The following is a 21,323-nucleotide window of genomic DNA, read 5'->3' on the forward strand; positions in this document are numbered from 1 at the left end:
CGCCGAGACTGAGTCAACATGTGACGCTCCATTCAGAGACTGAATAAGCCGTCTGCGTTCACAGTCGACCGGCGTGCGCGTTATAGTCGAGCATCCGATTATTTCGCCCCGCCCTGCCCGCAAGGTCAGCGTTACCGTTCGAGGATTTGCAGATGAAGTTCGAAGGCACCCAGGCCTACGTCGCCACCGATGACCTGAAGCTGGCGGTCAACGCCGCCATCACCCTGGAGCGGCCGCTGCTGGTCAAGGGTGAGCCGGGCACCGGCAAGACCATGCTCGCCGAGCAACTGGCCGAATCGTTCGGTGCCAAGCTGATCACCTGGCACATCAAATCCACCACCAAGGCCCATCAGGGTCTGTACGAGTACGACGCGGTCAGCCGTTTGCGCGACTCGCAGCTGGGCAATGAAAAAGTCCACGACGTGCGCAATTACCTGAAGAAAGGCAAGCTTTGGGAAGCCTTCGAGTCCGAGGAGCGGGTGATTCTGCTGATCGACGAAATCGACAAGGCCGACATCGAGTTCCCCAACGACCTGTTGCAAGAACTCGACAAGATGGAGTTCTACGTTTACGAAATCGACGAGACCATCAAGGCCAAGAAGCGCCCGATCATCATCATTACTTCCAACAACGAGAAAGAGCTGCCGGATGCCTTCCTGCGCCGCTGCTTCTTCCACTACATCGCCTTCCCTGACCGCACTACCCTGCAGAAAATAGTCGACGTTCATTACCCGGACATCAAGAAGGATCTGGTCAGCGAAGCGCTCGACGTGTTCTTCGACGTGCGCAAGGTACCGGGCCTGAAGAAAAAGCCTTCGACGTCTGAGCTGGTCGACTGGCTGAAGCTGTTGATGGCCGACAACATCGGCGAAGCGGTGCTGCGCGAGCGCGATCCGACCAAAGCCATTCCGCCACTGGCAGGCGCGCTGGTGAAGAATGAACAGGACGTGCAACTGCTTGAGCGCCTGGCGTTCATGAGCCGGCGCGGCACCCGCTAAGAGGCTGCTGCCATGTTGCTCAACCTGTTCAACGAAATGCGTGCAGCCAAGGTACCGGTGTCGGTGCGCGAGTTGCTCGACCTGATCAACGCGCTGAAACAGCGCGTGACCTTCGCCGACATGGACGAGTTTTATTACTTGTCGCGGGCGATTCTGGTGAAGGACGAGCGCCATTTCGACAAGTTCGACCGCGCGTTCGGCGCCTATTTCAATGGCCTGGAGAAACTCGACGATCACTTGCAGGCGCTGATTCCCGAAGACTGGCTGCGTAAGGAATTCGAGCGCTCGCTGAGCGACGAAGAACGCGCGCAGATCCAGTCCCTTGGCGGGCTGGACAAACTCATTGAGGAATTCAAGAAGCGTCTGGAAGAACAGAAAGAACGCCACGCCGGCGGCAACAAGTGGATTGGCACCGGCGGCACCAGCCCGTTCGGCTCCGGCGGTTTCAACCCTGAAGGCATCCGGGTTGGCGACGCCGGCAAGCGTCAGGGCAAAGCGGTAAAGGTCTGGGATCAGCGCGAGTACAAGAACCTCGACGATTCGGTGGAATTGGGCACGCGCAATATCAAGGTCGCTCTGCGTCGTTTGCGCAAGTTCGCCCGCCAAGGTGCCGCAGAAGAACTCGACATTGACGGCACCATCGACCACACCGCCAAGGACGCCGGCCTGCTGAATATCCAGATGCGCCCGGAACGGCGCAACACGGTGAAGCTGCTGCTGTTGTTCGACATCGGCGGCTCGATGGACGCGCACGTGAAGATCTGTGAGGAATTGTTCTCGGCCTGCAAGACCGAGTTCAAGCACCTGGAGTACTTCTACTTCCACAACTTCATTTATGAATCAGTGTGGAAGAACAACATGCGCCGCACTTCCGAACGCACTTCGACCCAGGATCTGCTGCACAAGTACGGCGCCGACTACAAAGTGATTTTCATCGGTGACGCCGCCATGGCGCCCTACGAAATCACCCAGGCTGGCGGCAGCGTCGAGCACTGGAACGAAGAGCCGGGTTACGTGTGGATGCAGCGCTTCATGGAGAAATACAAGAAGCTCATCTGGATCAACCCGTATCCGAAGGACACGTGGGGCTATACCTCGTCGACCAACATCGTCCGCGATCTGATCGAGGATCAGATGTATCCGCTGACGCTGCGCGGGCTTGAGGAAGGGATGCGGTTTCTTTCCAAATAATCGTTAACCCGACGAACGCCTTCGCGAGCAGGCTCGCTCCCACATTGGAATGCTTTTATCTGTGGGAGCGAGCCTGCTCGCGAAGCTTTTAGCGACCTTTAAAGCGCTGCAAATACTCGACATGCTCGCGGTGCGCGACGTCCTGCACTACCGGCCTCAATTTCACCTTCGCTCCCGGCAGGCATTGCGCCAATCGCGCCAACGACAGCGGCGTCAACGCGCCCAGGCGCGGGTAGCCGCCAATGGTCTGCCGATCATTGAGCAACACAATCGGCTGTCCGTCCGGCGGTACCTGCACAGCGCCCAACGGAATGCCCTCTGAAATCATCGGCGCGCCCTGATATTGCAGCGGCGCGCCGAGCAGGCGGATGCCCATGCGGTCGGCGCGACTGTCGATGGTCCAGGTGCTGTTGAACACATCGAACAGGCTCTGCCCGCTGAACTGGCCGATCTGAGCTCCGAGCACCAAGTCCAAAGGCGCATGCGTTTTGAAATCCGGCCGCAGCGCCGAAGGCATTTCCCGTACTGCCAACGCTTCGCCGCTGTAACCGAGCGCCGCCCCTTTGGCGAGCGGAAGGCCCATGCCATCAAGTCCGCCCAATTCTTCGCGCAGCACCGTGGCACTGCTGCCCAATACCTTCGGCGCAGTGAAACCACCGGGTGCGGCCAAATAAGCCCGGGCGCCGAGCAACGGCTGGGTGAAGCGCAATGTCTGCCCTTTCGCCAACCGGAAACTGCGCCACGGCGCCAGCGGCTGTCCATCGATCTGCGCGTCAAGATCCGCGCCGGCCAGCGCCAGCAGGCAATCCTCTTCAGCCACCACGGCAAAGCCGCCGAGGGTGATTTCAACCACTGCTGCATCCAGCGCATTGCCCAACAGCCAGTTGGCCCAGCTCATGGAGCACCAGTCCGCCGCGCCGCCCTGGGTCACGCCCAGATGTCGCACGCCAAACCGCCCGGCGTCCTGCAACAGGCACAGCGGCGTGCTGGCCTCGATCATCAATCGACTCATGCCAGCGCCTCCAGTGGGGTGTCATCGCCGCCCAAGCGTATGAATTCGGCGTGATCGACGGCTTCGAAGCGCACGGTGTCGCCCGGTTGCATCAGGCTGTAGCCGTCGCGATGGCGATCAAACAGTTGCGCCGGGGTGCGGCCGATCAGGTTCCAGCCACCGGGCGAGACCACCGGATAGGCAGCGGTCTGCCGCTCGGCGATACCGACGCTGCCGGCGGCGACTTTCTTGCGCGGTGTGCTCAAGCGTGGCGCGGCGAGCATTTCTTCGACCAGGCCCATGAAGGCAAAACCCGGCGCAAAGCCAAGGGCGAACACCTGATACTCCCGCGCACTGTGGCGACGAATCACCTCCTCCACCGCCAGCCCGCTGCGTTCGGCCAACAGGCTCAGTTCCGGGCCGACGCTCAAGTCGTACCAGACCGGCAAGACGTGACACTGCCCAGCGCTTCGCGCATTCGGCGCCAGATCGACCAGCGCTGCGGCGATCAATTCGCGCGCCTGCGCCGGACTCAACAGCGTCAGGTCGTAATGCACCATCAACGTCGTATAGGACGGCACCAGATCGATCAGTTGTGCACCAAACGCCGTGCGCAAGCGCTCGCTGGCGGCGAGCATCCACGGCATGTTGGCTTCGGCGATTTCATCGAACAGACGCAGCATCAGGCAATCGAGCGCCACCACTTCAACCCGTGGATTCATGACGCACTCGACTGCTGCAAGGCCTGACGAATACGCCGCACGGCGGCCACGGAACTGGCGTTGTCGCCGTGGACGCACAAGGTGTTGGCGCGCAGGATCAAGGCGCTACCATCGCTGGCGCTGAGTTCGCCGCCACGGGCGATGGTCAACGCTTGCTCGATGATTTTTTCGGGATCGTGATGCACGGCACCGGGCAATTGCCGGGAGACCAGCCGGCCGGTGCTGTCGTAGGCACGGTCGGCGAACGCTTCAAACCACAGCGTTACGCCGTATTCATCGCCAATTTGCTGCGCCGCAGCGTTGTCCCGGGTCGCCATCAACATCAGCGGCAAGCTGCGGTCATACGCGGCCACGGCCTGCACCACCGCGCGCAACTGCGCCGGGTTGGCCATCATGTCGTTGTACATCGCGCCGTGGGGTTTGACGTAACTCACACGTCCGCCCTGCGCCTTGCAGATGCCGTCCAGGGCGCCGATCTGGTAATGCAGGATGTCCTGCAGCTCTTGCGCGGAATACGCCATGGAGCGCCGGCCGAATCCGACCAGATCCTGATAGGCCGGGTGCGCGCCAATCTGCACGCCGTGTTCGAGCGCCAGCGCCACGGTTTTGCGCATGGTGCTCGGGTCGCCGGCATGGAAACCACAGGCAACATTGGCGCAATCGATGAAGGGCATGACCTCGGCGTCCAGACCCATGGTCCAGCTGCCGAAGCTCTCGCCAATGTCGCAATTCAATAGCAGGCGGCTCACGGTGAACACTCCTGTAGCTGCTGGTCTTTTTATCTGTAGGAGACTTCTGCGCAGGGTATCAGTTACTGCGCGTCGAGTTGCTTGCCACGGGTTTCCGGCAGGCTCAGCGCCGCCAGAATCACCACGCCATATGACACCGCCGCGAAGGCGCCGATGCCCATGCTCAATGGCACTTTCTGGCTGAGCAGGCCGATCAACAGCGGGAACAACGCCGCCAGTGCGCGGCCGATGTTGTAGCAGAAACCCTGGCCCGAGCCGCGAATCCGCGTAGGAAACAATTCAGTCAGAAACGCGCCCATGCCGCTGAAAATCCCCGAGGCGAAGAAGCCCAGCGGAAAGCCCAGCCAGAGCATCACGCCATTGCTGACCGGCATCTGCGTGTAGAGCAGAACGATGGTGAACGAGCCGACCGCGAACAAGATGAAATTCTTTTTCCGCCCGAGCAGGTCGGTCAGATACGCGCTGATCACATAGCCGACGTAGGAACCGACGATCACCATCGCCAGATAACCGCCGGTGCCGAGCACGCTCAAGCCACGTTCGTTCTTGAGGAAAGTCGGCAGCCACGAGGTAATCGCGTAGTAACCGCCCAACGCACCGGTGGTCAGCAAGGAAGCGCGAAACGTGGTGAAGAGCATGCCAGGGGCGAAGATCTCGTAGAACTTCGCCGGGTTTTCCGGGGTTTGCGCAGCTTTGGCTTCGCGATAAATCTCAGGATCCTTCACCAGGCGACGGACGAAAATCACGAATATCGCCGGCACGATGCCGAGGATGAACAGCGCGCGCCAGGCATCTTCCGCTGGCAACACCGAAAACAGCAGCGCGTACAGAATCGCGGTCAGGCCCCAGCCCAGCGCCCAGCCGGATTGCACCATGCCCACCGCTTTGCCGCGATCCTTGGCGCGGATCACTTCACCGATCAACACCGCGCCGGCGGTCCATTCACCGCCGAAACCGAAGCCCATCAAGGTGCGGGCGATCAGCAATTGTTCGTAGTTTTGCGCGAAGCCGCAGAGGAAGGTGAAGAAGGCGAACCACAGCACCGTCAGTTGCAGGGTGCGCACGCGGCCGATGCGGTCGGAGAGAATCCCGGCGACCCAACCGCCGATGGCCGAGGCGATCAGGGTGCTGGTGTGAATCAGCCCCGCTTCGCCAGTGGTGATACCCCACATCGCGATCAGCGTCGGCACGACGAAGCTGAGCATCTGCGTGTCCATGCCGTCCAGACCGTAGCCGATCTTGCAGCTCCAGAACGTGCGGCGCTCCTGCTGGTTGATGTTGCGATACCAGTCGAACGGCCCGGGGCGCGTCACAGGCTTGGATAACGGGAGGGTGTCGGGAGCACTCATGGCAAATCTCCGCAGGGCTTTTATTGGTCTTGTTCGAAGCTCCGACGACGCCTATCGTGGGAACCGGATGCGCCGATTTTTCGTCGCCCTGCCCTGCGCCGTCCAACGAATAAAAACCCGCCTTAGGCATAAGAAAAATTTGTCAGCCGAGCCTTGTCCATGAATCTGAAGTTTCTCGAGACCTTTGTCTGGGTCGCGCGCCTGAAGAGTTTTCGCCTGACCGCTGACAAGCTGTTCACCACCCAGGCATCGATTTCCAGCCGCATTGCAGTGCTCGAAGGCGAGCTGGGCGTGAAGCTGTTCCTGCGCGATTCACGCGGCGTCAGCCTGACCCCGGAAGGCTTGAAGGTGCTCGATTACGCTGAACAGATGCTCGACACCATGGCGGCGCTGAAACAATCGATCGAAACCCGTTCGAGCAAGGTCGGGCGGGTGCGTATCGGCGTGATGGACACGGTGATTCATACTTGGCTGAGCCCGCTGGTGGCGCAGATGACCGATCTGTACCCACGGGTGGAGATCGAGTTGGTCGCAGATACCGCGCTGAACCTCTGCGATCAGTTGCAAAAAGGTTTTCTCGATCTGGTGTTGCAAACCGATCTGATCCGCCACGAAAGCGTGCGCAGCCTGGAGTTGGCCAGCCATCCGCTGGGCTGGATCGTCGCAAGCAATTCGATCTACAACCGCGACTACGCCGACCTCGCCGAACTGGCGCAGGAGCGGATCATCACCTACTCGAAAAACTCACGACCGCATCAGGATATCGTCGCCCTGATGCAAGCCAACAGCGTCATGGCGCCACGTTTGAATTGCGTGAATTCGGTGTCAGCGATCACCCGGTTATTGCGCGATGGCTTCGGTATCGGCGCGCTGCCGCCGGTGCTGGTGGCCGAGGAACTGGCGCGTGGCGAATTGATCTTGCTCGACATCGAGCAGCGGCCGGCGAATCTGCCGGTGGTGGTGTCGTGGCGGGTCGGGGTTGAGTGGGTCGAGGAGATTGTGACGTTGTGTCAGCAGGTGCTTGCGGGGTATGCGCGCCAGGTCGGCAAAGATTACATCGCCCTCATTGGCTGATCACATCTGTGGCGAGGGGATTTATCCCCGCTCGGCTGCGCAGCAGTCGTGATTGCGGCCAACGCGGTCTCTCAGAGGTACCGCATTTGCAGGTTTTGGGACTGCTGCGCAGCCCAACGGGGATAAATCCCCTCGCCACAGAACTCATTCACCATAGAACCCACTCACCATAGAACCCACTCACCACAGAACTCATTCGCCACAGAACCCACTCCCCCCCATAGCCCACCCACCACAGAGCCGACTCGCCACAGAATCCCCCATGCCATAAAGCCTCTGTTGCCAGAGGGGATTGAGCAGGTTTTACAAACCGCGCACGTCGCGATCTTCGATCGGTCGGCTCTGGCGCAGGCGGCGGCCGCCGAGGACGACCCAGTCGATCAGGCGGAACAGGCATTCGATGCCGAACGACAGCAGCAACGCGCCGCTCATGCCCCAGATCATCGCCTCTGGCGTCAGCAGGATCTGGTAACTGTAGCCGTTCCAGGTTTCCTTGCGAATATCCGGATCGGCGGCCAGGACGACTTGCAGGAAACGCACATACCACGGGCCTTGCATCGCCTGGAATTGCTTGTCCAGCGCCACCTGACGAGTGAGCAAGGTGTTCAGGCTATCGGCATCGCTGCGGAAAATCGGGTCTTCGCTGGCCCGGTAATGCGCGACCAGCGCCTGCATGTCGCCTTTGAAAAACTGATCGGCCGTGCCCTGAAACCCACGCAGGCCGGTCTGCGCTTCGATCAGGTGCGCTTCGACCCGCTGGGCGTAATCGTTGATGAACCCCGGCACCTGGACACCGATCAACAGGCCCGCCGCAAACAACACCAGCCGTAGATAACTGAGCAACATGGGTGCAAATCCTTATTCGGTCTTGCCCTGGCTGACGCATTCGCCGCGTCGCCACAGGCTCCATTGGCCCGGTTCGTAGCGGGTCCAGGTTTCATTTTCGGTCAAAGGCTCGGTAGCGATTACGGTGACCACGTCGTTGGGCGTGGTTTCGGCCTGGAAGTCGACAATCACATCGACATCCTTGAGCCGCGCCGGGCCGAACGGGGCGCGCCGGGTAATCTGGGCCAGTTTGGTCGAGCAGTAACAGAACAGCCAGTCGCCGTCGCTGAGCAGGCAATTGAACACACCTTTGCTGCGATATTCAGCGCAAGCGGTGACCAGATCCGGCAGCAGCACTTCGATATCAACCGGTTCGGGGAACGCTGCACGCACGCGATTGAGCAGATCACAGAATGCCGCTTCGCTGTCGGTATCGCCCACCGGGCGGTAGAAACTCTTGATCGCAGTGAAGTCAGCGAGCTGGCCGTTGTGCGCGAAACACCAATTGCGCCCCCACAGTTCGCGGACGAACGGGTGGGTGTTGGACAGGCAGACCTTGCCGACGTTGGCCTGGCGAATATGGCCGATGACCACTTCGCTCTTGATCGGATAGCGCTGCACCAGATTGGCCACTTCCGACTCGCTGCTCGCTGCCGGGTCCTGAAACAGACGCAAGCCGCGCCCTTCGTAGAAGGCAATGCCCCAGCCGTCGCGGTGCGGGCCGGTGCGGCCGCCGCGCTGCATCAGGCCGGTGAAGCTGAACACGATGTCGGTCGGCACGTTGGCACTCATGCCCAGTAATTCACACATGTGCGGACTCTCGGGTTACAGACGCGGCTCGACCCGCATGCGCTGCGGATTGTTCGGCACTGGCGGGCGGCCGTAGCGGTCGTCACCGGCGCCGCCGAACGGTTGATCATCGTCGCGCTCCTCGGCACGGGCCGCGGCCTTGGCGGCCTCGGCGCGTTCACGCCGGGCTGTCGAGGCACGCTCGATCGGCAGGCGGATCAAGACGAAAACCAGATACACCCCGAAGGCGATCATGCCGTACATGAAAAGATCGGAAACCGCGCGCCAGGCGTTGTTGCCGACCTTGAACAGCATGTCCAGGGCGGTGATGGCGATGGCCGGTGCTACTTTGGCTTTCACCGGATCGACGATGGTCGGGCTGAACAGCAACACCGCCATCAGCACACGCAGCGGCTCGCGCAGCCAGCGCCACATCCAGGTGGTCAGGCGCATCCATACCAGCAGGCAGCCCACGGCGGCAAAGGCGTAAAGGCCCCAGGCGATCAGATAGTCGTTCTCGGTCATGGTGTCCATGGCAAGGCAGGCAAAGAGGCGCTTATAGTAACGACTTTTCGCCCATGCGGCTTGTCCCAATACCAGACGGCCAGCAGCCGCCCCTGTGGGAGCGAGCCTGCTCGCGAATACGGACTGTCAGTTGCAGCAGCTATGCCTGACACACCGCTTTCGCGAGCAGGCTCGCTCCCACAAGGGCTGCGGCGCTTTCAAGACCTGCGAACAACCCAATTCCGAATATTGTCCGAGAGCCTCCCATGCCCGAATCCGCCAATGCCATGACTGCCCCGATTGCCCAGCGGGCGCCCGGCGCCGACCCGTATGCCTGGCTGCAGGAGCGCGACACCGACGCGGTGCTCGACTACCTCAAGGCTGAAAACGCTTATCAGGAAGCGCAAACCGCCGATCAGGCCGAGCTGCGTGAAAGCCTGTTCAATGAGATCAAGGGGCGGATTCTCGAGACTGATCTGTCACTGCCCTCGCCTTGGGGCCCGTATCTGTATTACACGCGCACCACCGCCGGTGACGAATACGCCCGACACTATCGCTGCCCGCGTCCTGCCGATGACAGCCTGACCCTCGATGAAAGCCGCGAACAATTGCTGCTCGACCCGAATGCGCTGGCCAACGGCGGTTTCTTCTCGCTCGGTGCTTTCAGCATCAGCCCCGATCACCAGCGCCTGGCTTACAGCGTCGATGCCTCGGGCGATGAGATCTACACGCTGTTCGTCAAAGAGCTGTCCAACGACAGGGTCAGCGAACTGGAATTCGAGGATTGCGACGGCAGCATGACTTGGGCCAACGACAGCCTGACTCTGTTCTTCGGTGTGCTCGACGATACCCATCGCCCGCATAAACTGTTGCGCTATCGCCTCGACGGCACTGCCGCCGAAGAGGTTTTTCACGAGCCGGACGGGCGTTTCTTCCTGCATTGCTACCGCGCCAGCTCCGAGCAGCAATTGCTGCTGTCGCTGGGCAGCAAAACCACCAGTGAAGTCTGGGCGCTGGACGCCAATCAGCCGCATCTGCCATTCAGCTGCCTGGCGCCACGGGTCGAAGATCACGAATACGACGTCGACCACGGCTTGCTCGATGGCGTCTGGACCTGGTTTATCCGTACCAACCGCGACGGCATCAACTTCGCCCTGTATCAGGCCCCGGACACTGGCGTGCCGCCAAGCGAGGCCGACTGGCAGAACCTGATCCCGCACAACGAAGAAGTGATGCTCGACGGTGTCAGCCTCAACGCAGAGGCGATGACCTTGAGCTTGCGCGAAGGTGGTCTGCCGATCATCGAGGTTCACCCGCAGGGCTTGGCGTCTTATCGCGTGCAGTTGCCCGATGCGGCCTACAGCCTGCATGTGCAAAACAGCCTGGAGTTCGAGAGCGATCGCATTCGCCTGCGCTACGAAGCGTTGAATCGCCCGGCCCAGGTGCGCCAGTTGATCCTCGCCAGCGGCGAACAAACGGTGCTCAAGGAAACCCCGGTACTCGGTCAATTTGATGCCGACGCCTATGTCAGCCAACGTCTATGGGCCACCGCCCCGGACGGCACGCAGGTGCCGATCAGTCTGGTGATGAAGCGCGAGATGGTCGGTAAACCGGTGCCGCTGTACCTGTATGGTTACGGCGCTTACGGTTCCAGCCTCGATCCGTGGTTTTCCCATGCACGCCTGAGCCTGCTGGATCGCGGCATGGCGTTCGCCATCGCTCACGTACGCGGTGGTGGTGAATTGGGCGAAGCCTGGTATCGCGCCGGCAAGCAGGAACACAAACACAACACCTTCAGCGACTTCATCGCCTGCGCCGAGTTTCTGATCCTCAACGGCATCACCACGGCGGAGAAACTCGCGATCAGCGGCGGCAGCGCCGGTGGCCTGCTGATCGGCGCGGTGCTCAACCAGCGCCCGGACCTGTTCGGCGTGGCGATTGCCGAAGTGCCGTTCGTCGACGTGCTCAACACCATGCTCGACCCCGATCTGCCGCTGACCGTCACCGAATACGACGAATGGGGCAACCCGCAAGAACCGGACGTCTATGATCGGATCAAGGCTTACGCACCGTACGAAAACGTCACCGCGCAGGCTTATCCGCCACTGCTGGTGATCGCCGGCTACAACGACAGCCGCGTGCAGTATTGGGAGGCGGCCAAGTGGGTGGCGAAATTGCGCGCAACCAAGACCGATGACAACGTGCTGCTGCTCAAGACCGAACTGGGCGCCGGACATGGCGGCATGAGCGGGCGCTATCAGGGATTACGTGACGTAGCGCTCGAATATGCATTTGTGTTCAAGGTTTTGCAGATTGCCTGAGGAACTCTGTGGGTGGCTTGGGTCTTAACAGCAGACCCAAAGCCTCCATTGTTCCAAAAATGTGAAAACAAAAAGACCGCATCGACATGTCCGAACCGACCTTTCTGAACAACGAAATCCGCGACTGGCTGATGGACTGTGGCCTGTTCGATCAATTGCAGCTGGCCGACTTTGCGGCCGCTTCCGGTTACTTCAGCATCAGCACCGTGGCTGAGGGCGAGGCGATTTTTCGCGAGGGCGATGCCGGCAGTTTCATGTGCATCATCCACACCGGCCAAGTCGCTGTGCAGAAAACCGGCGCCGACGGCCAGGTGATCACCATGGCCACGCTGCGCAGCGGTCGCGCCTTCGGTGAAATGGCCGTGCTCGATGGCGAGCGCCGCTCGGCTACCTGCATCGCGGCGAGCAACTGTCAGTTGCTCAATCTGGGCAAGGATTCGCTGGAAAAAATGCTCAACGACGCACCGAAAATCGCCGCAAAAATCATCCGCGCCCTCGCCGTCTCGCTGTCCAAACGCCTGCGCATGGCCGACGGCCAACTCGCCGCGCAACAGATTTAACCGCCGGGGGACTTGACCTTGTTGCCGTTCGGCTCGATGCCCGGCACCGGTTGATCCTTGCTCGGCGGGCTGGGCATTTCGATCGGCACCAGCGGCGGGCTGCCGCTGCCGGCGCCCGACTTGGGCAGGGTGATCGGGGTGATCTGCGGATACGGTGTCGGCGTCGCGGTGCCCGGCGAGCCGGGCTGCGGCGTCGGGCTGACCGGAACGCTCTGCTGGGCCTGCACTGCAGTAATCGCGAGCGCGGCCAGGGTAATGACCGTTAGAATGGTGCGCTTCATCAAGGGCTCCGTTTGGCCTCTAGTCTGTGCTCAGGCTACTCCCAACGCGCCTGCTTGCCTTCCCCCTTGTAGAGATTTCCATGAAACGTTTCGTTCTGCTCGACACCACCCCGATCCCTGAAAACGGCGGTGCCCTGTGCCTGTTCGAGTATGGCGAGGACTTCGTCATCAAGATCCAAGGCGGCGACGGCGGGCAGTTGATGAACACGCGCATGCACGGTTCTGAAGATGCGCTGGCCGAGATTCCCTGCCGCAAGGTCGCCGGCCGGCCGAATTCGCGGGTGTTGATCGGCGGCCTGGGCATGGGTTTCACCCTCGCCTCGGCACTCAAGCACCTGGGCAAGTCCGCCGAAGTGGTAGTGGCTGAGCTGGTGCCCGGCGTGGTCGAGTGGAATCGCGGCCCGCTCGGGGAGAAATCCGGTCGACCATTGCTCGACCCGCGCACGGTGATCCGTCAGGAAGATGTGGCCAATGTGCTGCAAAGCGAGCCGAACGGTTTCGACGCGATCATGCTCGACGTCGACAACGGTCCCGAAGGCCTGACCCAGAAGGCCAACAGCTGGCTGTATTCCGCCGCTGGTCTGAATGCCTGCGCCAAGGCCCTGCGCCCCAAAGGCGTGCTCGCGGTGTGGTCGGCCAGCGCCGACCGGCAGTTTTCCGACAAATTGAAGAAGGCCGGCTTCAAGGCCGAAGAAGTCCAGGTCTTCGCCCACGGCAACAAGGGCACCCGTCACACGATCTGGATTGCCGAGAAGCTCAAGGGCTGAGCTAAACTCTGCGCATAACCGTCATCAGTCTTTCTGCAAAGGTGAACCCATGAGTTCGTCCACCCCCACCAACACGTCGAAGCTGGACCGCATCCTCGCCGACAACCAGCGCGACAAGGAAATGGGCTACCGCGACAAGGCCCTGAAGATGTACCCGCACGTCTGCGGCCGCTGCGCCCGTGAATTTTCCGGCAAGCGCCTGAGCGAACTGACCGTGCATCACCGCGACCACAACCACGACAACAACCCGCAGGACGGCTCGAACTGGGAGCTGTTGTGCCTGTATTGCCACGACAACGAACACTCGCGTTACACCGATCAGCAGTATTTCGGCGACGGCTCGCTGAGCACACCGAAGATCGCCAAGGCCACGCATAACCCGTTTGCGGCCCTGGCTGGCCTGATGAAAAAAGAAGACTGAAGATCTTCATCGCCTGAGCTGGCCCTTTCGCGAGCAGGCTCGCTCCCACAATTGGAATGCGTTCCCCTGTGGGAGCGAGCCTGCTCGCGAAAGCGGCCTGCCAGACACCACAAGTCTCGAATCTGCCCGCCCTCCCCCAATCCCCGTATAATCGCCCTCTTTTTCTCGAAGGCACCCCGCTCGTGGCAGACAAACGGTACAGCTGCATTGGTTTGTATAACCCAAAATCACCGGAGAACGTCGGTTCGGTGATGCGCGCCGCAGGCTGTTACGGCGTGGCGTCGGTGTTCTACACCGGCAAGCGTTATGAACGCGCCGCCGACTTCGTCACCGACACCAAACGCGTGCACTACGACATCCCGCTGATCGGCATCGACGACCTGAAAAAAATCCTCCCGCTCAACTGCGTGCCCGTCGCGGTAGAACTGGTCGAAGGCGCCCGGCCGCTGCCGGAATACACCCACCCCGACCGCGCCCTGTACATCTTCGGCCCCGAGGACGGTTCGCTGGATAAAGAGATTCGCGACTGGTGTGAAGACGTCGTGTACATCCCGACCACCGGCTGCATGAACCTCGCCGCCACGGTCAACGTCGTGCTCTACGACCGCATGGCCAAAGGCCTGAACACCCGCTCCGGGCCGAAATTCCGCTGAAGCGCCGCACATTCGATGGAACAAGCTGACCGCCCTGGCAGTCAGCTTATCTATCAATCGCACCCTGCCTGGAGATAGACCATGAGCGAGCTCAAACGCGTAGAACGCATCGAATCCACCCCATTCCAGTCGCCTTCGCACAAGAATGTGCATGGCTGGGAGCGCGTCGGCTCGTTGACCGGCGGCGTGCTGATGGTCGGCAAGGGCCTGCGCCGTGGCGGCGTGTTCGGCCTGATTCAAGTGGCGCTCGGCGGCATGGCCGTGGCCCGTGGCATTACCGGGCACTGCTCGGCGAAAAGTCTGCTGGAAAAAGGCCGTCAGGACATGAGCAATGTGCGGGCGAAGATCGAACGCGCTGGGGAAGAGCTGAGCAAGCTGAAGACCAATGCCGAAGTGGCTACTGAAACAGCCACTGTGACCGGCAATGATTCGCTGACCTCGCCGAAAACCGGCGTCTGATCCGGGATCTTCAGCGCCGCTGATGGCCTCTTCGCTGGCAAGCCAGCTCCCGCAGAAAAACCTGTGGGAGCTGGCTTGCCAGCGATTGCGATATACCTGAAGCGAGAAAATTTCAACCCGCGCGAAAAATCAGATGATCTTCCCAGTCATCCTCCGGCACGCTGCCTTCGGCGAGCATGCGCCCGGCTTGGGAAATCCGCTCATGGTGCACCGCATCGCGGTCGCCACACACCAGGTGGTGCCATAACGGCAGATCCTTGCCCTCGCTGACCAGCCGATAACCGCAGGTCGGCGGCAGCCATTTGAATTCTTCCGCCTGACCCGGCGTGAGCTGGATGCAGTCAGGGACAAACTTGATCCGGTTCGGATAATCGCTGCACTGGCAGGTTTTAAGATCCAGCAGTTTGCAGGCGATGCGCGTGTAATAGACGCTGTTGTCTTCTTCGTCCTCGAGCTTTTGCAGGCAGCACAGGCCGCAGCCGTCGCACAGCGATTCCCACTCCTCGTGATCGAGCTGATCGAGGGTTTTGCGTTTCCAGAACGGTTCGACTATGGCGGCCATGGCTCAAGCATCAACATCAAGGTGGTGAAAAGGCCGCCAGTCTAGTGCCAGCGAGCGCAAGGGCCAAGCGCTGGCGACTGTCGGTAAATCCGCTTGTCAGCGCCAGCGCCGCCCACTGAGCAACCTGGTGACTACCCTTTGAAACCAATGTGGGAGCGAGCCTGCTCGCGAAAGCGCTGTGTCAGGCACGCTGTTGTCGACTGACACGCCCTCTTCGCGAGCGGGCTCGCTCCCACGATGATCGGCGCTGGATCAATAACCGCGGGTGAAATCCACTTCCCCACGCAACGCCTCACCCGCCTCGTACGCCTTCAGGTTCTGCACAAACAAATCCACCATCAGCGCCGGCGAGGTCGGTGCCGAGCTGTGCCCGGTCAGGAGCAAGCCCCACGCGGTCCAGAATGGATGGCGTTGCGGCAATGGTTCCTGACGGCAGACGTCGATCACCGCGCCGGCCAGATGCCCTTCCTTCAAAGCTTCAACCAGATCGGCATCGACCACCGCGACACCGCGTCCAGCGTTGATGAACAGTCCGGTGGGTTTGAATTGCTTGAAGAGCGCAGCGTCGTAGATATCGTGGGTGTGTTCGGTGTTCGGCAGCAGATTGACCACGTAGTCCACCTCGCCCACCAATCGCGGAAGATCGGCCAGCGCGCCGACTTCGACAAACGGCGCCTGTTCGCGGGCGCTGCTGGCGATGCCGTACAGCTCGACGCCGAACGGCCGCAGAAACTGCGCAACGCTCTGGCCGATGTCACCGGTGCCGACGATCAGCACCTTGCGCCCGACCAGACTCTGGCCGCTGCGGTTATCCCACTTGCGCTCGACCTGGCTGACCAGCCGCGCCAGCACTTCGCGTTCGTGGCCGAGGATGTAGGTCAGCACGTATTCGGCCATGACCTGACCGAAAATCCCCACGGCGCGGGTCAGGCGATAATCGCGGCGCAAGCCGTCGGCCAGCAGCGGCGTAATGCCGGCCCAGGTCGATTGCAGCCATTGCGGTTGATGGCCCTGGCGCAGCAGGGTCGCGAGCAGATCCGGCTGGCCCAGCCACACCGGGCAATCGGCGGCCTGCCGCGCCAGTTCGGCGGAGTCGCCGCTGGTCAGGACTTCAAGCTCGGGCAGTGCCTGACGCAGCAGGCGGGCGTATATCGCGTGGTCGTGTTCAGCAATCAGAACGCGCATCTTCAAACCTTTCGCAAACCGTGCAGACAGCCGCCGGATTCGGGCCGGCCATCGCGGTAAAAACAGTTCCAGGGTTAACCGAGGCCCAGGACAGGGCCTCGCGGGTCAGACCGGGTCGTTGCGTCGCAGCAACTCTTCGGGCAGGTGCTCGATGTACTCGTCCTCGGCCGGCGGCATTTGCAGGTGATAGCCCTGCTTGTCGAGGTTTTCCAGGACCACGGTGATGTCTTCGCTGGCCAGTTTGCGCTCGGGCGACAGCACCAGATCGAAGGAATGCTTCGCTTTGCCGAAAGCCGTCATCAGCGCTTCCGGCACGCGCTCGAGCGCATCGCTCTTGAGCACGTAGAGATACATGCCGCTGCGCTTGGAGCTTTGGTAGATGGAGCAAATACGTTTCAAGGCTGTTCTCCGGCGGTGGCCAGGCTGTCGAGCAGCTTCTGGCCGAGCAATTCGCGGCGCCAGCCACGCAGCGAATCGGGCAATTGGTAAGGACCCTCGGGGAAGCCGCTTTTGACCAGCGCTTCGAGGGTTTTCTTGCGCAGCATCAGTTCCGGGGCAATACCCAGGCGTTCGGCCTCGGCCTGACCCAGCGCGCGCAGTTGTTTGATCAGCGCAGCGGCTTCGATCGGCAACGGCTCGGGCACTGCCGGTGGCCATTGATCAGGGCCCACACTGCCAGAGCGCTTGATCAGATCAAGCAGAAACTGACCGTCCTGACGTACGGTACGCGGGTGCATGTCTTCGATCTTGCCCAGCGCTGCGAGGTTATCCGGCTGCGTGCGGGCCAAGGGCCACAGCGAGTGTTCCCGGACGATGCGGTTGCGCGGCAGGTCGCGGGCGCGGGCTTCTTTTTCGCGCCAGGCGCACAGCTCACGCAGCACGGCCAATTGCGCACGGGACAGCTTCCAGGCCAGTTTCGCCTCGCGATAGACCTCGTACGGATCGGTTTCGCGGCGCAGGTTGGCGACCAGTTCGGCGCCATCCTCCAGCACCCAGGCGAACTTGTCGGCGGACAGCTTGGGGCGTAACTCGACGAACACCTCGGCCAGATGTACCGCGTCTTCGGCGGCGTAGCTGATCTGGGTTTCGGACAGCGGGCGCTGCAACCAGTCGGAGCGGGTTTCGCCCTTGGGCAGGTCGATGCCGAGCACTTCCTGCACCAGACGCGAATAGCCCATCGAGAAGCCGAGGTTCAGGTAAGCGGCGGCCAGTTGCGTGTCGAACAACGGCGCCGGCAGGCTGCCGGTCAGGCGCAACAGCACTTCGAGGTCTTCGCTGCAGGCGTGCAGGACTTTCAGCACCGCCGGATTCTCCAGCAACGCGGCCAGCGGTTGCCAGGCGTTGATGGTCAGCGGATCAATCAGGTAGGCGCGTTTGCCATCGCCGATCTGCAACAGGCCGGCAATCGGGTAGAAGGTGTCGACCCGCATGAATTCGGTGTCGAGGGCAACGAACGGCAGCTGCTGCCACTCGGAGCAAAACTGCGCGAGGCTTTCGTTGTCGCGAATCCAGTGAATATCGATAGCCACACGGCTCTCCCTTGAAGAATGGCGCGCAGTATATATCGCCACCGACGATTTACGCGCCTTTGAAGGGCAAGAGCTGTAAGGAAATGTCTTGCCTGTCAGCAAGAATAGTCTGACAACAGAAACAGAAAGGCCCGTCGCATTGGCGCGACGGGCAGGAAACGCTTCACTGCTTGGCCAACACGCCGTCGATCACCGCGCCGCGACAACCGGCAAACATGTCCAGCGCCGGCTGATACACGCTGCTGCGCACTTCCAGCAGGCCGAGCATCGAGTGAAACAGATTGTCCTGGCTCAGCGGTTTGTCACGGCTCAGTTGCAGGCAATGGGTGTCGACCGAGTAGGCTTTCTGATAGCTGTCGGAGAACCACGCCAGCATCGCTACATGCTTCTGTTGCTCGGGCGCCAGCATGTACGGCGTGCCGTGCAGAAACAGGTTGTACTCGCCCAGCGACTCGCCGTGGTCCGACAGATAGAGCATGGCGGTGTCGACTTTGTCCTGATTGCTGCGCAGCACATCGATCAGGCTCGCCAGCACATGGTCGGTGTAGACCAGCGTGTTGTCGTAACCGTTGACGATACTTTCGCGGCTGCAATTGTTCAGCGCGTTACTTTCACAGACCGGAGTGAAGTGTTCGTACTCCTTGGGATAACGCTTGAAGTAGTCCGGGCCATGACTGCCCATCTGGTGCAGAACCAGCACGGTGTCCTTGTCCAGATGATCTATGAAACTTTGCAGGCCTTGCAGGAGAATTTCATCGCGACATTCGCTGTTGGCGCATAACGCAGGGTCCTGCAACTTGCTGACATCCTGCACCGTGACGCGGTCGCAAGTGCCTTTGCAGCCGGACTGGTTATCGCGCCAGATCACATCGATGCCGGCACGCTTGAGCACATCGAGCAAGCCTTCTTCATTCTTGGCCTTGCTGGCGTTGTAATCCTTGCGACCCATATTGGAGAACATGCACGGTACCGAAACTGCGGTTTCCGTGCCGCAGGAATGCACGTCAGTAAAAGCGATCAGGCCAGCCTCTTTGTCCAGTTGCGGGGTGGTGTCGCGGTCATAACCGAGAATGCCGAAGTTCTGCGCCCGCGCACTCTCCCCCACCACCAGCACCGTGAGGGATTTGCGTGGCTGTAGCTGCAAGTCGGGATTGCGCTGGGCATCTTCGCCGATCTTGATGAACGGCTGCTGCGCCGAGACCACTTGCTCTTGCAGATAACCAATGGATGCGCCGATGTAATTGCTCGGCACCAGCATCAGGCGAATTTCGTGGTGATTGCGAAACAGCGACGACAAGCCTTGATAGTTGGCCAATGCGACAACACCGATCACCGCCGCCGAGGCAACACTGACAATAACTTTGCTGAACAACTCACGATGCCAGCGCCGATAATTGACTGGAACTTTCCACAACAACAGACACGGCAAAATACCCAACAAGAGAATGTAAGCGAACAACTTCGGCGAAAGCAGATCACGCACTTCCGTGACGTTGGTTTCGGCAAAGTTGCGCAACATGCCGGCATCGATCATCACGCCATATTGGCTCATGAAATAAGCCACGCCGGCGCTGACTAAAAACAACAGGGTCAATAGTGGTTTAAGCAGTGGCCGGAAAGCGAATAACGTCAGGACTATGTTGAACGCGGCAAAGATCATCAGGCCAAACGCCACGCGCATGGCGATGCCCTTGCCATCGGCGGCGGTGATCTCGAACAAATGTTGCCAAAGCACCAGATTGAAACCGAGCAACAAAAAGGCGCTGGCAAACAACGTCACCCATTCCGGGCGCACGGCTTTTAACTTCAACATGATGAGTGACTGTTCCTGAAAGAAGAGCCTCGTCGATTGTGAAAATTTCATCCACCGAGGCATGCCAAACTTTAGGCAGCCATGGATCAATTTTTCGTGAAAAAGATGCTAATGATTAGTTGCCTCGGAGTACGAACGTGAAAGTTTGCGAGTATTTGAGAATGGTTCAGGTTTTATTCAGTTTCAGGCACTTCGCAATGTCCTGTGGGAGCGAGCCTGCTCGCGAAAGCGCAGTGTCAGCAAATGAATGTCTGTCTGGAGGAACGCATTCGCGAGCAGGCTCGCTCCCACATCGGGACAGAGGTGTTATCGAGTTTTTAGGTCTGGCCCGGGGTTTTCTGATTTGCCGACGGCGGCGGCGCCACGCCTAATCAGCAGCCCCTGGACTCGAAGGCCCGCCGATGAATCACACCCCTCCCGCCGCTTGGCTGATGCTCGCGATCATCCTTGTCGCACTTAATCTGCGCCCCTCAATGGCAGCCATCGGGCCGCTGCTGTCGGCGATCCGCGGCGATATCCCGTTGAGCTTCACGCTTGCCTCTCTGCTGACGATGCTGCCGGTGATGGCCATGGGACTGGCGATGTTTTTCGGCCTGAGCATCAGCCAGCGCCTGGGCGAACAACGCACGGTGCTGCTGTCGCTGTTGATCATCGGGCTGGCGAGCGTGTCACGGCTGTTTATCGATTCGGCGATCGAGCTGATCGTCAGCGCGATGCTGGCCGGCATTGGCATAGCCCTGATTCAGGCATTGATGCCGGCGCTGATCAAATCGCGCTTTGCTGACAACGTGGCGTTTTGCATGGGCGTCTACGTGACTTCGATCATGGGCGGCGCGGCGATTGCCGCCTCGTTCGCGCCGCTGGTGATGGTACAGGCCGGCAGTTGGCGCGTGGGGCTGGCCATCTGGGCGGCGTTGGCACTGGTCGCGTTGCTGGTCTGGTGCTTGCAGCCCGCGCAAGCCATATCGACAGTGACCCGGCGGGAGTCTTTCATCACGCGCCGTCGCGCCTGGTTGCTGGCGATTTTCTTTGGCCTCGGTACGGCGTCTTACACCTGCGTCCTCGCCTGGCTTGCCCCGTATTACGTGGAAAAAGGCTGGAGTGAACAGAACGCCGGGCTGCTGTTGGGTTTTCTTACAGCGATGGAGGTCATTTCCGGCCTGGCAGTGCCGGCGATCGCCAATCGCAGCCGTGACCGGCGTGGGATATTGGCGGTTCTGCTGTTGCTGATCATCGGCGGTTTCTGCGGGCTGATTCTCGCTCCGATAACTCTGGCCTTGTTATGGCCGTGTCTGTTGGGGCTGGGGATTGGCGGTCTGTTTCCGATGAGCCTGATCGTCGCGCTGGATCATTGCGACGAGCCGCAGCGTGCCGGTGGCCTGACCGCGTTTGTACAGGGGATCGGTTATCTGATCGCCAGCCTCTCGCCGCTGTTGGCAGGGATGATTCGCGATCGGCTGGGCAATTTCGAAGGCGCGTGGTGGGCGTTGACGGCGGTGATGGTGATCATGCTGCTGATGGTGATGCGCTTCGACCCTCGCCACTACGCGCACCACTTGCCTCGCCCGGGCTAGAGGCCT

At 60.7% G+C, this 21,323-nt stretch carries 23 protein-coding genes; 10 read left to right on the forward strand and 13 right to left on the reverse strand.

The window, feature by feature from the left end; genetic code table 11:
* The first annotated feature begins 152 nt into the window (after nucleotides 1-152).
* Both KVG85_RS13520 and KVG85_RS13525 read left to right on the forward strand, forming a co-directional pair.
* Nucleotides 153-998 (forward strand): AAA family ATPase, encoded by an 846-nt coding sequence (locus KVG85_RS13520; protein WP_007911294.1) that lies wholly within the window; start codon nucleotides 153-155, stop codon nucleotides 996-998.
* A gap of 12 nt (nucleotides 999-1,010) precedes the next feature.
* Nucleotides 1,011-2,189 carry a vWA domain-containing protein gene (locus tag KVG85_RS13525; RefSeq protein WP_016771218.1) on the forward strand — a complete coding sequence of 393 codons (1,179 nt, stop codon included), beginning with the start codon at nucleotides 1,011-1,013 and terminating at the stop codon, nucleotides 2,187-2,189.
* 88 nt (nucleotides 2,190-2,277) lie between these two features.
* Here KVG85_RS13525 and KVG85_RS13530 read toward each other — a convergent pair whose 3' ends face one another.
* The 4 genes from KVG85_RS13530 to KVG85_RS13545 form a co-directional block, all read right to left on the reverse strand.
* On the reverse strand, nucleotides 2,278-3,201 hold the full coding sequence (locus KVG85_RS13530) for a 5-oxoprolinase subunit C family protein (RefSeq protein WP_217864119.1): 924 nt from the start codon (nucleotides 3,199-3,201) through the stop codon (nucleotides 2,278-2,280).
* Nucleotides 3,198-3,902 carry a 5-oxoprolinase subunit PxpB gene (gene pxpB / locus KVG85_RS13535; protein ID WP_217864120.1) on the reverse strand — a complete coding sequence of 235 codons (705 nt, stop codon included), beginning with the start codon at nucleotides 3,900-3,902 and terminating at the stop codon, nucleotides 3,198-3,200. The genes KVG85_RS13530 and pxpB overlap by 4 nt, the downstream gene beginning before the upstream one ends.
* Nucleotides 3,899-4,651: a 5-oxoprolinase subunit PxpA gene (locus KVG85_RS13540; protein ID WP_217864121.1), complete on the reverse strand. Its 753-nt coding sequence runs from the start codon at nucleotides 4,649-4,651 to the stop codon at nucleotides 3,899-3,901. The genes pxpB and KVG85_RS13540 overlap by 4 nt, the downstream gene beginning before the upstream one ends.
* 62 nt (nucleotides 4,652-4,713) lie before the next feature.
* Complete coding sequence (locus KVG85_RS13545) at nucleotides 4,714-6,000, reverse strand: MFS transporter (protein WP_071174695.1); 1,287 nt, start codon at nucleotides 5,998-6,000, stop codon at nucleotides 4,714-4,716.
* Nucleotides 6,001-6,159: 159 nt separating this feature from the next.
* Here KVG85_RS13545 and KVG85_RS13550 point away from each other — a divergent pair, with 159 nt between their 5' ends.
* Nucleotides 6,160-7,074: a LysR family transcriptional regulator gene (locus KVG85_RS13550; protein WP_217864122.1), complete on the forward strand. Its 915-nt coding sequence runs from the start codon at nucleotides 6,160-6,162 to the stop codon at nucleotides 7,072-7,074.
* 303 nt (nucleotides 7,075-7,377) lie between these two features.
* On the opposite strand, the gene KVG85_RS13555 is transcribed toward KVG85_RS13550, so the two are convergent.
* Genes KVG85_RS13555 through KVG85_RS13565 form a run of 3 tightly spaced genes read right to left on the reverse strand, consistent with a single transcriptional unit; the run spans nucleotide 7,378 to nucleotide 9,222 of the window.
* Entirely contained in the window at nucleotides 7,378-7,920 is a 543-nt protein-coding gene (locus KVG85_RS13555; RefSeq protein ID WP_016771223.1) for a DUF2937 family protein, read from the reverse strand.
* Nucleotides 7,921-7,932: 12 nt separating this feature from the next.
* The gene (locus tag KVG85_RS13560) at nucleotides 7,933-8,709 is read right to left on the reverse strand and encodes a class II glutamine amidotransferase (RefSeq protein WP_217864123.1); all 777 of its coding nucleotides are present in this window, start codon (nucleotides 8,707-8,709) and stop codon (nucleotides 7,933-7,935) included.
* A 15-nt stretch (nucleotides 8,710-8,724) separates the two neighbouring features.
* Nucleotides 8,725-9,222, reverse strand: coding sequence for a hypothetical protein (locus KVG85_RS13565; protein ID WP_016771225.1), 498 nt, complete (start codon nucleotides 9,220-9,222; stop codon nucleotides 8,725-8,727).
* 236 nt (nucleotides 9,223-9,458) lie between these two features.
* Between KVG85_RS13565 and KVG85_RS13570 the strand changes: the two genes are divergently transcribed.
* Both KVG85_RS13570 and KVG85_RS13575 read left to right on the forward strand, forming a co-directional pair.
* Nucleotides 9,459-11,513: a S9 family peptidase gene (locus tag KVG85_RS13570; protein ID WP_217864124.1), complete on the forward strand. Its 2,055-nt coding sequence runs from the start codon at nucleotides 9,459-9,461 to the stop codon at nucleotides 11,511-11,513.
* Nucleotides 11,514-11,599: 86 nt separating this feature from the next.
* Nucleotides 11,600-12,073, forward strand: coding sequence for a cyclic nucleotide-binding domain-containing protein (locus KVG85_RS13575; protein ID WP_217864125.1), 474 nt, complete (start codon nucleotides 11,600-11,602; stop codon nucleotides 12,071-12,073).
* Here the strand turns inward: KVG85_RS13575 and KVG85_RS13580 are convergent.
* Nucleotides 12,070-12,354 (reverse strand): hypothetical protein, encoded by a 285-nt coding sequence (locus KVG85_RS13580; protein WP_016771228.1) that lies wholly within the window; start codon nucleotides 12,352-12,354, stop codon nucleotides 12,070-12,072. The genes KVG85_RS13575 and KVG85_RS13580 overlap by 4 nt on opposite strands.
* A gap of 80 nt (nucleotides 12,355-12,434) precedes the next feature.
* Here KVG85_RS13580 and KVG85_RS13585 point away from each other — a divergent pair, with 80 nt between their 5' ends.
* From KVG85_RS13585 to KVG85_RS13600, 4 genes are all read left to right on the forward strand, one after another.
* A complete protein-coding gene (locus KVG85_RS13585; RefSeq protein ID WP_071174691.1) occupies nucleotides 12,435-13,121 on the forward strand; it encodes a spermidine synthase in 687 nt (228 codons plus the stop codon).
* 49 nt (nucleotides 13,122-13,170) lie between these two features.
* On the forward strand, nucleotides 13,171-13,542 hold the full coding sequence (locus KVG85_RS13590) for a YajD family HNH nuclease (RefSeq protein WP_003222612.1): 372 nt from the start codon (nucleotides 13,171-13,173) through the stop codon (nucleotides 13,540-13,542).
* Nucleotides 13,543-13,724: 182 nt separating this feature from the next.
* On the forward strand, nucleotides 13,725-14,195 hold the full coding sequence (locus KVG85_RS13595) for an RNA methyltransferase (RefSeq protein WP_007911337.1): 471 nt from the start codon (nucleotides 13,725-13,727) through the stop codon (nucleotides 14,193-14,195).
* Nucleotides 14,196-14,276: 81 nt separating this feature from the next.
* A complete protein-coding gene (locus tag KVG85_RS13600; RefSeq protein ID WP_122602193.1) occupies nucleotides 14,277-14,654 on the forward strand; it encodes a YgaP family membrane protein in 378 nt (125 codons plus the stop codon).
* Nucleotides 14,655-14,766: 112 nt separating this feature from the next.
* On the opposite strand, the gene KVG85_RS13605 is transcribed toward KVG85_RS13600, so the two are convergent.
* The 5 genes from KVG85_RS13605 to KVG85_RS13625 all read right to left on the reverse strand — a co-directional run bounded on the left by KVG85_RS13605 (nucleotide 14,767) and on the right by KVG85_RS13625 (nucleotide 19,743).
* On the reverse strand, nucleotides 14,767-15,216 hold the full coding sequence (locus KVG85_RS13605; RefSeq protein ID WP_217864126.1) for a YcgN family cysteine cluster protein: 450 nt from the start codon (nucleotides 15,214-15,216) through the stop codon (nucleotides 14,767-14,769).
* A 252-nt stretch (nucleotides 15,217-15,468) separates the two neighbouring features.
* Nucleotides 15,469-16,401 carry a D-2-hydroxyacid dehydrogenase gene (locus tag KVG85_RS13610; RefSeq protein ID WP_073472920.1) on the reverse strand — a complete coding sequence of 311 codons (933 nt, stop codon included), beginning with the start codon at nucleotides 16,399-16,401 and terminating at the stop codon, nucleotides 15,469-15,471.
* A 105-nt stretch (nucleotides 16,402-16,506) separates the two neighbouring features.
* Nucleotides 16,507-16,800 (reverse strand): YcgL domain-containing protein, encoded by a 294-nt coding sequence (locus KVG85_RS13615; protein WP_041478850.1) that lies wholly within the window; start codon nucleotides 16,798-16,800, stop codon nucleotides 16,507-16,509.
* Nucleotides 16,797-17,930, reverse strand: coding sequence for a ribonuclease D (gene rnd / locus KVG85_RS13620; protein WP_217864127.1), 1,134 nt, complete (start codon nucleotides 17,928-17,930; stop codon nucleotides 16,797-16,799). Before rnd ends, KVG85_RS13615 begins: the two co-directional genes overlap by 4 nt.
* 163 nt (nucleotides 17,931-18,093) lie before the next feature.
* Complete coding sequence (locus tag KVG85_RS13625; RefSeq protein WP_217864128.1) at nucleotides 18,094-19,743, reverse strand: phosphoethanolamine transferase; 1,650 nt, start codon at nucleotides 19,741-19,743, stop codon at nucleotides 18,094-18,096.
* Nucleotides 19,744-20,144: 401 nt separating this feature from the next.
* On the opposite strand from KVG85_RS13625, the gene KVG85_RS13630 reads away from it, so the two are divergent.
* Entirely contained in the window at nucleotides 20,145-21,317 is a 1,173-nt protein-coding gene (locus tag KVG85_RS13630) for a cyanate transporter (RefSeq protein ID WP_217864129.1), read from the forward strand.
* Nucleotides 21,318-21,323 lie beyond the last annotated feature (6 nt).

This window comes from Pseudomonas triticicola (assembly GCF_019145375.1).
Classification (GTDB): Bacteria; Pseudomonadota; Gammaproteobacteria; order Pseudomonadales; family Pseudomonadaceae; genus Aquipseudomonas; species Aquipseudomonas triticicola.